Raw genomic sequence first — 13,378 nt, 5'->3', positions numbered from 1 at the left:
GGCGTTTCGATCCCGGTTGTTGGGGTTGGGTTCCGCGCCAGGTGGGGGTGGATTCGCCGGTGAGGCGACGGGGGGTCAGACTGGGACAAGGCCATCGCACGCCACTCACTCAACGAGCTTTCCTGCTCGGAGAGTTGCGCGATGGATCCTTCATGGCCAGGGGTTACACCAAGATCTCTGCTACACCACTCAGCGGGACGCCACCCCCGGCTGCCGGTGGCCGCGCCGGGTCACCGCTCAAGGGCGGCCGATCTTAGCGTGCTGCTATGGACTGGTTGAAGTGGGCGGCGAGTTCGAGGATCTGGGCTGAAGTGCCCGCCTTCGCGACCTTGCGCAGGAACTCGATATCGCCGGGCAGGTCCTCGCCTCCGAGGGCCGGGACGGTCAGTTCCCCGTGTATCGGGGGCGTACCGCCTGCCTTGGCGTGGCACGCTATGCGCAACCAGCAGGCGGTCATGCGGGGGCCGATCTCGTCAGGGGGTGTGCCTTCGCGCTCAAGATGGTCCCGGACATCGTCCAGTACCGTCTGAGGAATGTAGGCGCGCAATTCGAGGATGGCGTCACGGATCTCGATCACCGTCCGGTAGAGGTGCAGGTCCAACGGGTCGGGGAATTGCAGGAGACCGAGGCCGCTTCGGTGATTCTGCATCAGGCGAACGTCGGGCACTGAATTGACCAGGGCCCGCCATAGCGGGCGCAGCTGCCTCAGAGCGCGTATGCGCCTGAGTGCCAGCGTCGCCGCGGTTCCGAGGGGGACGCAGATCGCGCTCGCTCTGGCGAAGGCGTAGCAGGCCATCAGGATCGGGCTGACCGAGGGGATCCACGAATACCGGGCCAGGATGTACACGGTGTTGAGCATCCAGTAGAGCCCGGCGAAGAACGCGCCGAGGCCGAATAGCCGCACTCCGACGCGTAGGGCGAGGTCCAGCTTTCCGCGGCTGTACCACCAGCAGGCTATGGTGCACACCGTGTTCGTGCCGAGGTTGACGATGACGGCGCGCCACCCGCAGCACGAGGGACTGCACTCGCAGGCCATGGTGGCGCTGTACCGCTCGGGCCGGCAGGCCTCGGCGCTTGACATCTACCGAAACCTGCGCGGGCGGCTGATCGAGGAACTCGGCGTGGAGCCCTCACCGCAGGTGCAGCGCTTACACCAGGCCATCCTGTCCGTCGACCCGAGGCTCGATGTGACCGCGGGCACCCGGCGTGGCTCGACCTTCGACCTGTACGCGGCCTGACCTGGCCCGCGCGAGCACCTGAGCGCTGGCGGGCGGGTCCATTGCCGCGGGTGTGCACCGACGCCGTGAGCCGGGCGCGCGGCAGGACCCTTCCAGCGTGGTCTACCGCTGATCGAAGCGGCGCCGGGTCTCGTCGTCGGCTGGCAGGAACGTCTCCAGATGCAGTCCTTCCAGGGCGGCATCCGTGGCGGTGCTGAGAGTCGCGATGGTGCTGAAGAACCGGAGCGGGCTGCCGTCCACATCGATCTCGAGGGTGACCACCGGCCCCGCGAAGGCGGCGGCGGTATCAGATCTGTCGAGGTAGCTGGCGATCTCCGCGGCAAGCTCGTGGTGGCGCTGGTCATGGGTGCGCTCGGCACGGTGGCTCACCTGTTGCAGCAGATGGCTGCCCCACTCCATGAGATTGCCGATCCGGCCGGCCAGCCCGTCCGGGTGCAGACAGACCCGGAGCACGTTGATCGGCGGCTCCAGCAGTTCCGGCGCGCAACCGGTCAGCAGCTGATCAACGGCGGCGTTGGCGTCGACGATGCCCCAGTGATCGTCCAACAGTAGCGCGGGGTACGGCAAATGGGCGTCAAGGAGTCGGCGCAGACCGTCCATCACCACCGCGAGCGACGCGTCGTCCAATTGGTGATCCTGATAGCGCGGTGCGTAGCCTGCGGCGAGCAGAAGCCGGTTGCGATCCCGCAGCGGCACGTCCAGGTTGTCCGACAGGTGCATGAGCATCTCCGGTGTCGGATGCGCCCTGCCAGTCTCCACTCGGCTGAGGTGGCGGGTGGAGACCCGCGATCGGTTGGACAGCTCCTGCTGGCTGAACCGGCGCCGCTCACGCCAGGTCCGCAGCATGGCACCGACCGGCGGGGCTTCGACTGCAACGCTCATGTCGTGAGTCTAAGGGGCCGTGTCCAGAGTGCCATGACCTGTGAGGTCATGGACCGGACGACCAGCCCGGGTCAGGATTCAAAACATCAGCTGTTCAAGACGACTTGGGAGCAACAGTGAGTGACCTGAACAACCTGGCCGACCGCTACATCGCTATCTGGAACGAGGAGGACGCCGACAAGCGCGCCGCGGCGATCTCCGAGCTGTTCACCGCGGACGCCACGTACACCGACCCGCTGGCCGACGTGGCGGGGCACGAGGGCATCGGCGCCGTCATCGCGGGCGGCCGTGACCAGTTCAAGGGCTTCGACTTCAAGGTGCTCGGTGAGGCCGACTCCAACCACAACATCACGCGTTTCCAGTGGGAGCTGTTGCCCGCTGGCGGCAGCGAGAACATTGTCATCGGCTTCGACGTCCTGGCGACCGACGCGACCGGGAAGGTCAAGAGCGTCTACGGCTTCCTTGACAAGGTGCCCGCCGGCGCCTGAGCGCACCAGGCGGACTGTGTACCGGGCGGAACGCGGCCATTGGCGTGTCCGCCCGGTCTGCGCTCGCCGTATCTCACACCTCCCTCTCAAGGAGCACCACGATGAGTACCGAAACCGGGACAAACGCCGCGGCCGAGGAGGCAGGCGCTCCCGCGGCCGCCACGGCCGGTCCGGGATGGGGCACCCTGGCCATCGTGATGGTGGGCACCTTCATCACCATCCTCGACTATTTCATCACCAACGTCGCTATCCCCTCGATCCAGACGGACCTGGACGCCACCCCGGTCCAGTCGCAGCTGGTCATCATCGGCTACGGCGTGGCCTTCACCGCCGGGATGATCACCGGCGGACGCCTGGGCGACCTCTACGGCAGGCGTCGGCTATTCGCGTTGGGCCTCGCCGGGTTCACGCTCACCTCCGGGCTGTGCGCCGTGGCGCAGAGCCCCGAGACCCTGGCCATCTTCCGCGTGCTGCAGGGCGCGTCCGCAGCCGCCATGGTGCCGCAGGTCCTCGGCATCCTCGCCGTCGTCTATACCGGTGCCGCCCGAGGCCGCGCCTTCGTCGTCTACGGCCTGGTCATCGGCCTCGCCGGAGTCTTCGGCCAGGTCATCGGCGGCGCCCTGATCTCCGCCGACGTGGCGGGCCTGACCTGGCGGACCATCTTCCTGATCAACCTGCCGATCGGCGTCGTGGCACTGCTCCTGACCCCGCGCCTGGTCCCCGAGTCCCGCAACGCCGAGGGCGGCCGACTCGACTTGGTCGGCGCGGTCCTCGCGACGGCGACCATGGTGGCGATCGTGCTCTCCCTGGTCGAGGGGCAGGAGCGCGACTGGCCGCTGTGGACCTGGCTGCTGCTCGCGGCCGCCGTGCTGCTGGCCGCCGCCTTCGTCGCGCACCAGCGTTCCCGGCAAGGCCGAAGCCCCCTGCTCGACCTGACGCTGTTCCGCAGCCGTACGTTCTCGGTCGGACTCGTCGGCATGATGGCGTACTTCCTCGCCATGGGTTCGTTCTTCTTCATGCTTGCGCTCTACCTGCAGGAGGGCAGGGGCCTGTCGCCGGCCGAGGCCGGGCTCGTCTTCCTCACGCTCGGCGCCGGGTACTTCGGCTCGTCGCTGCTGTCTACGAGGCTGGCGGCACGTCTGGGCCACCGGCTGTACTCCGCGGGGCAGCTGACCCTGGCGGTCGGCTACGTCCTGACCGCGCTGACCGCCTCGGAGATCGGCACCGGCCGGCCCGTCCTGTGGATCATCATTCCGCTGGTCGTCGCCGGGATCGGGATGGGCATGACCACCGGTCCGCTGACCGGCGGCGTCCTCGCGGGCGCCGACCCGGAGCACGCCGCGGCGGCCTCCGGCGTGGCCAACACCGTGCAGGAAGGCGCGGTCGCGATCGGCGTGGCCGTCGTCGGTACAGTCTTCTACCCGGCCCTCGGCGACTCGCCCGCACCGGGCGACTACCCGCACGCCCTCGGCATGGGCCTGATTCCCCTGGCGGCCTTCTGCCTCGCCTCCAGCCTGATCATCCAGTTCATGCGACCGCGCGCCAAGCGGTAAGGACACGACCGGGCACCTGAGAACGCAGGCCCTGACGGCCGGACCGGCGCGACACGCCGATCCGGCCGTCACGCGTGCCGCGGCACGGGGCCGTCGGTGGCCTAACGCACGGCGGGCGTGTCAGCGGCGTGTCAGGCGGTCGTGCTTGGCTGGACGCTCCCGTACGCGGGCGCGCCACTATCGGCCCCGCGCCGCGGGCGAGCCAACGCGCGAGGCCCCTCACCCTCACCTTCTCACCTGGGAGGTCACCATGCCCTTCGTCACGGCCAAGGACGGCACACGGCTCCACTACGAGGACTGGGGGACGGGCCGACCGGTCGTCCTCCTGTGCTCGGCCACGATGAACTCCCGCATGTGGGAGTTCCAGGCCCCGTACCTGGCCGGGCGCGGCCTGCGCTGCATCCTGCCGGACCGGCGCGGTTTCGGTCGCTCGGACCGGCCCTGGAACGGCTACGACTACGACACCCTGGCCGACGACCTCGCCTCCCTCATGGGCCACCTGGAGCTGCGGGACGCCACCCTCGTCGGCTACGCGATGGGCGGCGGCGAGGCGGTGCGCTACCTGGCCCGGCACGGTTCGGACCAGGTGGCGCGCCTGGCCCTGGTGTGTTCCACGACGCCGTACCTGCTGCGCGCCCAGGACAACCCCGACGGCGTCGACCCGGCCGTCCTCGAGCAGGTCACGGCCGCGATGGCGGCGGACCGGCCCCGGTACGTCTCCGAGATCGTTGCCCCGTTCTTCGGCGGCCCCGGGGCCACCGCGGACTCGCACACGGTCTCGCCGCAGCTGGCCGGCTGGATCACCGGACAGGCCCTCGACGGCTCCCTGCGCGCCTCGGTGGAGATCACCCGCACCCTGCTCACCGAGGACCTGCGCGAGGACGTGCGCGGCATCGGCCTGCCCACGCTGATCGTCCACGGCGACGCAGATGTGAGCGCCCCGCTCGAACTGTGCGCGCGCCGGACCGCGGCCCTGATCCCGGGCGGCGAGGTCGTCGTGTACGAAGGCGCCGCGCACGGCCTGTTCGTGACGCACGCGGACCGCCTGAACGCTGAACTCCTGGCGTTCGCCGGACAGTAGGCGCAACGGCCCGCCCGGCCCCGTCCCTCGGGGCCGGGCGCCTGCCGCTACCAGGTCGCCGGAAGAGACTCCAGGCCGTACACCAGGCTCCGGTGGCGGAACTGCAGGTCCTCGACGTCGCACGCCAGCCGGATGCCGGGGAAGCGGGCGAGGAGCGAGGTGATGGCGATGTCGACCTCGCGGCGAGCCAGCGGGGCGCCCGCGCACAGGTGCGTGCCGAAGCCGAAGGCGACGTGCCGGTTGTCGCCGCGCTCCAGGGAGAACTCCTCCGGGTCGGGGAAGGCCTTCGCGTCGTGGTTGGCGCCGGGGACGGCGAGGACCACCAGCTCGCCCACGGACATCTTCACCCCGGAGTACTCCATGTCCTGGTCGATCACCCGCAGGACGTTGTCCTGCGAGACGGACCAGAACCGCAGCGACTCCTCGACGAACGCGGTGATGCGCTCGGGGTCCTCGATCAGCTGCGCCTTGACCTTCGGGTTGGTCATCAGGGTCAGGGTGCTGAGCGCGATCTGACTGGTGGTGGTCTCGTAGCCCGAGACGAGGATGAAGCGGACCATGGGAAGCAGGTCCGGCCGAGCGAGCTCGCCGGTCTTCACCCGGTCGACGATCAGGCGGCTGATCAGGTCCTCCCGCGGCTCCGCCTCCCTCTCGGCGATGATCCGCAGCAGGTACTCGTCCAGGGCGTGGAAGGCGGCGAACGACTTCTTGGGGTCGTCCAGGCTCAGGCAGTCACGGCTCTGCTGGGCGAAGGTGCGGTAGTCCTTGTCCGGCACGCCCAGCAGCTGGGCTATCACCTGGGTGGGCAGCGCCAGGGCGAACTCGCGGTAGAGGTCGAGCGGGCGCGGAAGCTCCTCGAGGCGGTCGAGTATCTGGTCCACCAGGCCCTGGATGCGCGGGCGCCACTCCTTGATCTTGTGGGCGGTGAACTCTGTCATCATCATGTGCCGGAGCCTGCCGTGCTCCGGCTCGTCCTTGCGCCAGAAGGAGTTCAGGTCCACGCCCTTGGGGAGCTCGGTGCGGGCGCGCCCCATCTTCTCGTCGTCCGAGCTGAACCGCGGGTCGTTCATGGCCTGCCGGACGTCGTCGTAGCCGGTGAGCAGCCAGGCCCAGCCGCCATCGGGCATGTCCACCTTGACCGGGCCCTGCTCCCGGAACGAGCCGTACTCGGTGGGCGGGGCCATCGGACACTGTCGGGCCATCGGATAGGCGGGATTCGCCATGAGTGCACGTCCTTGGGTACGTAGACGGTCCTGCGGGAAAGCCTGCACGAACTATTTATGACGCGCCGCTGACCGCGCGCTGACGGCGCGCAGGAGCCGCAGGCCGCCGGGGATCCTCGGGGCGAGCGGGCCGTCAGCGGTGTGTCAGGAGTTGATGTTTCGCTGGACGCTCACTCACCGGCGCGGCCCACCGCGTCCGTTCCTCGGATCGGTCACCGACATGCCTGAAACGAACACCTCACCGGCGGAACTGCGCGAGCTGCCTGCCCACGAGCTCAGGGAAGAGATCGAAGTCCTCGTCGTGGAGCTGTTCAAGGCCGCTCTGCTGATGGAGGACGACGACGAACTCTCCCTGGAAACCAGCTACTTCGACCTGGGGCTCACCTCGTTGAAGCTGACCGTCCTCAAGCAGAACCTGGAAGAGCGGCTCGAGCTGTCCATCAACACCAACGTGCTGTTCAACGAGCCGACCGTCGAGCAGCTCGTGCACCACCTCACGGGCCTGCTCGCCGGCCCGTCCGCCGGATCCCCGCCCGCCCAGTAACCGCCACGGACCACGCCATCGGACGCGTCATCCGGACAGAAGGAGCCACTGCGGACATGTCTGTCGACCGCCACACCGCCACCGCCGGGTCCCCGCCCGGGCGGCACGAGCGAGACCAGGGCGGCGAGCCCGTCGCGATCGTCGGCGTGGGCCTGCGCTTTCCCGGCGGCAGCACCTCGTTCGACGAGTTCGAGGAGTTCCTGCGCACCGGAAGCTCCGGCATCGGTCCGCTGCCCGAAGACCGCTGGGACGTCGCCGCGTTCACTCCGCAGGGCCCCGACGACAAGGGGAAGATACGCGCCCGTGGAGGCGGCTACCTGGACCGGATCGACCTGTTCGACGCGGGCTTCTTCAACATCTCGCCCAAGGAAGCGCAGTACATCGACCCGCAGCAGCGCATGCTCCTGGAGACCGCCTGGCAGGCCCTGGAACACGCCAACATCGACCCGACGCTGCTGCGCCGCGGCAACGGAGGCGTGTACATCGGCGCCAGCTCCGTCGACTACGCCTTGGAGCTCGACTCCCTGCCCTACGAGGAGCTGGACGGCCACCTGGCGTCCGGAATCACGCTGTTCCCGCTGGCCGGGCGCCTGTCCTACTTCCTGGGCTGGCAGGGGCCGAGCATCAGCGTCGACACCGCCTGCTCGTCCTCCCTCGCCGCCCTGCACATGGCCGTCACGGCGCTGCGCCGCGGCGAGTGCGACATCGCCCTGAGCGGCGGCGTCAACGCGCTGCACCACCCGCGCATCCCGGTGATGTTCTCCAACGCCCAGATGCTCGCGGCCGACGGGCAGTGTAAGACCTTCGACGAGTCCGCGGACGGCTACGCGCGCGCCGAGGGCGTCGGCGTCATCGTCCTGAAGCGGCTCGCCGACGCCACCCGCGACGGCGATGACGTCCTGGCCGTCATACGCGGCACCGCCGTCGGCCAGGACGGCGACAGCGCGGGCCTGACCGTGCCCAACGGTCCCGCCCAGGAACGGGTGCTGAAGTTGGCACTCGCCGACGCGGGGCTCACCCCCGGCGACGTCCAGTACGTGGAGGCGCACGGCACCGGCACCCCGCTCGGTGACCCCATCGAAATCGGCGCCATCAGCAACGTGTTCGCCGACACGCGTACTAAGGACGACCCGCTGATCGTCGGTTCGGTGAAGACGAACCTCGGTCACATGGAGCCCGCATCCGGTCTCGTCGGCGTCATCAAGGTGCTGCTACAGCTCCGCTCCGGAACGATCTACCCCCACCTGAACTTCACGACGCCCTCCTCGCGCATCCCATGGGAGGTCTACCCGGTCCGCGTCCCGACCGCGTGCGAGTCCTGGCAGGCACCGGTGCGCCGGGCCGCCGTCAACAGCTTCGGCTTCGCGGGCACCATCGGCGCGGTCGTCCTGGAGCAGCCGCCGGCCCGAGCCCTCGGCGCGCGGAGCGCGGACGGCGCCCAGACGGTCACGCACGGCGCCTCACCTCTCTTCACGCTCTCCGCGAAGAGCGCCGCCGCACTGCGCGAACAGGCCGAACGCTACCGGCAGTTCGTCACCGAGCGGCCGGACTCCGACATCGCCCGCCTGTCGTACACCGCGAACGTGGGCCGCGCCCACTTCACGTACCGCGTCGCCGCCCTGCTCACGAGCCGCGAGGACCTGCTGAAGGTCCTGGACACGGTGCGCCAGCCGGACCGGACCATCGAGCCGTCCGGCGTCCGCAAGGTCGCCTTCACCTTCACCGGACAGGGCGCCCAGTACCCCGGCATGGGCGCGGCCCCCTACGTGCGCTTCCCGCTCTTCCGCGACACCGTGGACGAGTGCGACCGGCTCTTCGCCGCCCATTTGGACGTGTCGGTGAGAGAGTTGCTCCTCGGCACCGCCGACGACCCCGACACGATCCACCAGACCCTCTGCGCACAGGCGTCCCTGTTCACCCTGGAGTACGCGCTCGCCAAACTATGGATGTCGTGGGGCGTCAAACCCAACGTCCTGCTCGGACACAGCATCGGCGAGGTCGTGGCCGCTGCCGTGGCCGGACTGTTCTCCCTGCCCGACGCCGTGACACTGGTCGCCGTCCGCGCCCGGCTGATGCAGTCGGTGACCGCGCCCGGCGGCATGGCGTCCGTCAGCGCTCCGGCCGAACGCGTCGAACCCTTCCTCCAGGGCCACGAGGACCTGGCAGTCGCCGCCGTCAACGGTCCCCAGACGTGTGTCGTCTCCGGCGGCAGCGAATCCCTGCGGGCGGTGAGCGAACAACTGGCCGCCAACGGGATACGGGTGCAGCCCCTCGCGGTCTCGCACGCCTTCCACTCGCCGTTGATGGCGGAGGTATTCGACGAGTTCCGCGCCGCACTCGACGGCATCTCCTTCCGCGAGCCCTCGATCTCACTGGTCTCCAATCTCACCGGCAAGGTCGCGCGGATGCGGGAGATCGGCGGCCCCGACTACTGGGTGCGCCACATCGGCCGGCCGGTGCAGTTCATGGCGGGCATGCGGGCGGTGGCCAGGCGGGGACGGCACGCGTTTGTGGAGCTCGGCCCCTCCGGCATGCTGACCGCCCTTGGCAAGAACTGCGTGCCCGCCGACGAACATGTGTGGCTGGCCAGCCTGCGCCGCCAGGACACCACCGGCACCGCGACACTGCACGCCCTCGCCGACCTCTACGCCGCCGGACTGCCCGTCGACTGGGCCGCCTACCACGCCGGGCACGCCCCCGCGAAGCAACAACTGCCCACATACGCTTTCCAGCGCAAACCGTACTGGCTGCCCGCCGTCAAGGCCCGCACCCGGCGCGCCGCCGGACCGGCCTCGCACCCGCTGCTCGGCCAATCGACACCGACGGCCGAACTCCCCGAGGGAACCCGGGAGTTTACCACCGACTTCACCCCCGACGACATCGGCGAGGCGATCGTCGGGCACCGCCTCGCCAGCCAGGCGACGCTGCCGCCCGCTGCCTGGGCCGACCTGCTGCTCGCCCTGCAGGACGCGGTCCTCGGCCACACCCGCGCCACCGTGGCCGACCTGCGCCTGCCCGAGCCGCTGCCGCTGCCGGACGAGGGCGTGGTGCGCCTGACCACCCGGCTGCGCCACGCGGACGAGGGCGCCATGGACGTCGAGGTGACGGGCCTCACCGAAGGCGCCGAGGGCGGACAGGGCCAGGAACGCACCTATGTACGCGCCCGCATCCTGCCCCGGACGCAGCCGGGCACGGGCCCCGACAGCGGCCTGCTGGCCCTTGTCGCCGGGCCCGGCTCGATCCTCGCCGAGGCCGACGGCGCCGACATCGCCACCGACCTCGCCGCCGTCGACCGCGGCTTCACCGACGACGAACCGCACATCACGCGCGTCACCCGGCACGACGGCGGTGTGGTCACCGCAGAACTGGCCGGCTGCGCCGCGACCGCCGTGGAACAACTGCCCGCCGTCCTGCTGGAGAGCGCGCTGCAGGCTGCCGTCGCCACGGACGACGAGGGACCGGTGTTCGTCCTCCAGGGGGCGCGCGGCGTACGGCTGTTCAAGAAGCCGCGCGGCGAGCGCCTGCGCGCGGTGGCCCGGGTGCGCCGTGACGGCGCCGGACGCCTGGCCGACCTCCTCCTCCTGGACGGTTCCGGCCCCGAGCCCGCCGAGCCGGTCGCCGAGATCCTCGGCGCCGTGCTCGCCAGGCCCCACGGCGCGGACGCCGGGCCGCACTTTACGCACCGGCTCGGCTGGCCGCGCCACTCGCTGCCCGCGGTCACCACCGACACCCCGCAACGCCACGTGGTGATCCCGGGCGCGGACGACGCGGTCCGACCCGCTGTCCTGGCCGCGCTCACCGCGCACGGGCCCGCGGCCGGGGTACGGGTGTCGACGGTGCCAAACGCACAGGCGCTGCGCGAGGCCCTCGCGGAGCACCCGTCGGTGACCGACGTGGCGTGGTTCTGGCGGCCCGGACCCGGCGAGATGTCGTACGACCGGCTGCACGCCGAGTCCGAGGCCAACTTCACCGAGCTGCTCGACGTGGTGGCCGCCGCCGACTCGCGCCCCGCACGCCGCGCCCCGCGCGTGTGGCTCATCACCGAGCGCGCCCAGTGGCTGCCCGGCGACCGTGCCGACGGCACCGAGCAGATCGCGGCCACCTCCCTGTGGGGCTTCGGCCACGTGCTGCTCAACGAGCACCCGCACCTCAAGGCGACCCTGATCGACCTCGACGCGCCGGCCGACGGCGCGGACCAGGCGGTGGCCGCCGCGCTGCTCGCCGAGTGGCGCGCGCAGGAGAAGGACGAGTACCAGATCGGCTACCGCGCGGGACAGCGCCACGTGCGCAGGCTGCTCGCTGGAGACGAGACCCCCGCCTGGCAGGGGACCTTCGAAGTGCGCGCACCCGCCTCCGGCGACCTCGACAAGTTCGCGGTGACGGCTGGGCAGACCGCGGAGCACCCGCCGCAGGGCGACGAGGTACGGGTGTCCGTCACCGCCGCGGCGCTGACCCGGCGCGACTTTCCCACGGCCGTGGACGCCGAGGGCGAGCACGAGACGGTACCGGTGACCGCCACCGCGTACGCGGGCACGGTGCTCGCTGCGGGCCCGGCTGCCACCCACACCGTCGGCACCGAGGTGACCGTCCACCACCACGGCCCCCTCGCCTCCACGCTGACCGTCCCCTCGACGGCCGTGACACCGCGCGCCGCCCAGGACACCGACCCGGCCACGGCGGCGGCCCGCGCCGCGGGCGGCAGCGCCGCAAGTCCGGACGTCTACGGCCAGGACGAGGTCGACGAGGCGCTGCGGGTCCTGTCCACGGGCGCCGACGTGACCGTCGTGACCCTTGGCGCCGACCGGCCAGGCGGCGCCGCCGCGCCGTCCGCGCAGGCCGCCGCGCCCGCCATCCGCCCCGACCGCACCTACGTCATCACCGGCGGCCTCGGCGGCCTCGGCCTCGTCACCGCACGGATGCTCGTGGACCTCGGGGCGCGCCACCTGGCCCTGGTCAGCCGGCGCGGACGGGCCACCGAGGAGGCCGCCGACGTGCTCGCCGCCCTCGAGGAACGCGCCGACATCGCCCTCCTGCGCGCCGACACCGGCAGCGCCGACGATGTGGCACGGCTAGTCACCGACCTCGCCAGCCTGCCGCACCCGGTGGGCGGCCTCGTGCACGCGGCGGGCGCCATCGGCACGGGCCTGATCTCGGAACTGACCTGGGAGGCCATTCACGAGCAGCTGGCGCCGAAGGCGTACGGCGGCTGGCTCCTGCACCAGGCCGCCACGTCCTTCCCGGACCTGGACTTCTTCACCGTCTACTCCTCCATCGCCTCCGTGGCCGCGGTGCGCGGCGGCGTGGGCCAGGCCCGCTACGCGGCGGCGAACGCCTTCCTGGACGGCCTCGCCCACCTGCGCGTCCACCAGGGCCTGCCCGGCCTGGCCGTCAACTGGGGCTCGTGGGCGCGGGTCGGAATGTCGGCCCGCCTGGACACCTCGTACATCCAGGAGATCGAACGCAGCGGCGTCCGCTTCTTCTCGCCCTCCTGGGCGCTGCGCACCCTGCACCGCCTGTGGGGCCTGCCGAACGCTGGGCAGCGGATCGTGAACCGCTTCGACTGGCCGGTGTTCGCGGGCCGACTGCCGCAGACCAACGCCCTGTACGCGCGCGTCACTGACCCGGCCGGCACGGCGGCCGGGGACGCCGGCCTCGATCTGGCGGACCTGCTCTCGCGGCCCGGACCGGAGCGCCTGAAGCTGATCGGGCAGACGGTCGCCGAACGCCTCGCCAAGGTGCTGCACTTCGGCTCGGTCGACGAACTCGACCCCGTCGCCGACTTCATCACCCTCGGCCTGGACTCGGTGATGGGCATGGAGGTCAAGTCCGGGCTGGAATCGGACTTCGGGCTGACACTGCCCTCCTCGCTGACCTTCGACTGCCCCTCGGTGCGCCACATCACCGCGTTCGTCGAGAGCCAGATCACCCAGGACGCCGTATGACGGCGACGCCCGGCACCACAACGGTGCAACGAAGTGCCGAGGAAAGCACTGGAATTGGTTTCATGGGCCTGAATCCGCAGTGGACCGCCGCCGCCGCGCTGGCCCGCAACGCGGCGCGGCGCGGCGCGCACCCGGCGATCATCTGCGAGGGCCGCAGCGTCAGTTACGAGGAATTGCACCGCGACAGCAACCGGGCGGCGCACGCCCTGCGCTCGGTGGGCATCGGACGCGGCAGCCGGGTGGCCTACCTGGGCCGCGAGTCGGCGCACTACTACGTGACGATCCTGGCGTGCGCCAAGGCCGGCGCGGTGATCGTACCGGTGAACTGGCGCCTAGGAGCTGTCCGGCCGATCATGTGCGGAGCCAGATGACGAGGGCGGCTGCGGTGACGGTGCCGAGGTAGACGTAGCCGCGTTTGTCGTAACGG

At 70.8% G+C, this 13,378-nt stretch carries 8 protein-coding genes and 2 pseudogenes; 7 read left to right on the top strand and 3 right to left on the bottom strand.

What is annotated here, in order from left to right:
• Positions 1–253: 253 nt before the first annotated feature.
• The gene (locus ACIQOW_RS36935; protein ID WP_401092214.1) at positions 254–967 is read right to left on the bottom strand and encodes an MAB_1171c family putative transporter; all 714 of its coding nucleotides are present in this window, start codon (positions 965–967) and stop codon (positions 254–256) included.
• 16 nt (positions 968–983) lie between these two features.
• Here ACIQOW_RS36935 and ACIQOW_RS36930 point away from each other — a divergent pair.
• Positions 984–1,238: pseudogene (locus tag ACIQOW_RS36930) on the top strand (AfsR/SARP family transcriptional regulator); the annotation flags it as partial.
• A 102-nt stretch (positions 1,239–1,340) separates the two neighbouring features.
• Here ACIQOW_RS36930 and ACIQOW_RS36925 read toward each other — a convergent pair.
• Positions 1,341–2,120 (bottom strand): helix-turn-helix domain-containing protein, encoded by a 780-nt coding sequence (locus ACIQOW_RS36925; protein WP_401092213.1) that lies wholly within the window; start codon positions 2,118–2,120, stop codon positions 1,341–1,343.
• Positions 2,121–2,236: 116 nt separating this feature from the next.
• Here ACIQOW_RS36925 and ACIQOW_RS36920 point away from each other — a divergent pair, with 116 nt between their 5' ends.
• The 3 genes from ACIQOW_RS36920 to ACIQOW_RS36910 all read left to right on the top strand — a co-directional run bounded on the left by ACIQOW_RS36920 (position 2,237) and on the right by ACIQOW_RS36910 (position 5,242).
• On the top strand, positions 2,237–2,608 hold the full coding sequence (locus ACIQOW_RS36920) for a nuclear transport factor 2 family protein (RefSeq protein WP_401092212.1): 372 nt from the start codon (positions 2,237–2,239) through the stop codon (positions 2,606–2,608).
• Between the two features lie 101 nt (positions 2,609–2,709).
• Positions 2,710–4,161, top strand: coding sequence for an MFS transporter (locus tag ACIQOW_RS36915; protein ID WP_401092211.1), 1,452 nt, complete (start codon positions 2,710–2,712; stop codon positions 4,159–4,161).
• 250 nt (positions 4,162–4,411) lie between these two features.
• On the top strand, positions 4,412–5,242 hold the full coding sequence (locus tag ACIQOW_RS36910) for an alpha/beta fold hydrolase (RefSeq protein WP_401092210.1): 831 nt from the start codon (positions 4,412–4,414) through the stop codon (positions 5,240–5,242).
• Between the two features lie 47 nt (positions 5,243–5,289).
• On the opposite strand, the gene ACIQOW_RS36905 is transcribed toward ACIQOW_RS36910, so the two are convergent.
• Positions 5,290–6,465, bottom strand: coding sequence for a cytochrome P450 (locus ACIQOW_RS36905; protein WP_401092209.1), 1,176 nt, complete (start codon positions 6,463–6,465; stop codon positions 5,290–5,292).
• A gap of 220 nt (positions 6,466–6,685) precedes the next feature.
• Here ACIQOW_RS36905 and ACIQOW_RS36900 point away from each other — a divergent pair, with 220 nt between their 5' ends.
• The 3 genes and pseudogenes from ACIQOW_RS36900 to ACIQOW_RS36890 all read left to right on the top strand — a co-directional run.
• On the top strand, positions 6,686–7,009 hold the full coding sequence (locus ACIQOW_RS36900) for an acyl carrier protein (protein WP_401092208.1): 324 nt from the start codon (positions 6,686–6,688) through the stop codon (positions 7,007–7,009).
• A gap of 56 nt (positions 7,010–7,065) precedes the next feature.
• Positions 7,066–12,951, top strand: coding sequence for an SDR family NAD(P)-dependent oxidoreductase (locus ACIQOW_RS36895; RefSeq protein WP_401092207.1), 5,886 nt, complete (start codon positions 7,066–7,068; stop codon positions 12,949–12,951).
• 62 nt (positions 12,952–13,013) lie between these two features.
• Positions 13,014–13,286 (top strand): annotated as a pseudogene (locus ACIQOW_RS36890) (AMP-binding protein); the annotation flags it as partial.
• Positions 13,287–13,378: the final 92 nt, after the last annotated feature.

The organism is Kitasatospora sp. NPDC091335 (assembly GCF_044757205.1).
In the GTDB taxonomy this organism is placed as follows: domain Bacteria; phylum Actinomycetota; class Actinomycetes; order Streptomycetales; family Streptomycetaceae; genus Kitasatospora.
The sequence above is the reverse complement of the archived record's forward strand: the minus strand, read 5'-3'. Positions and strand labels throughout refer to the sequence as shown.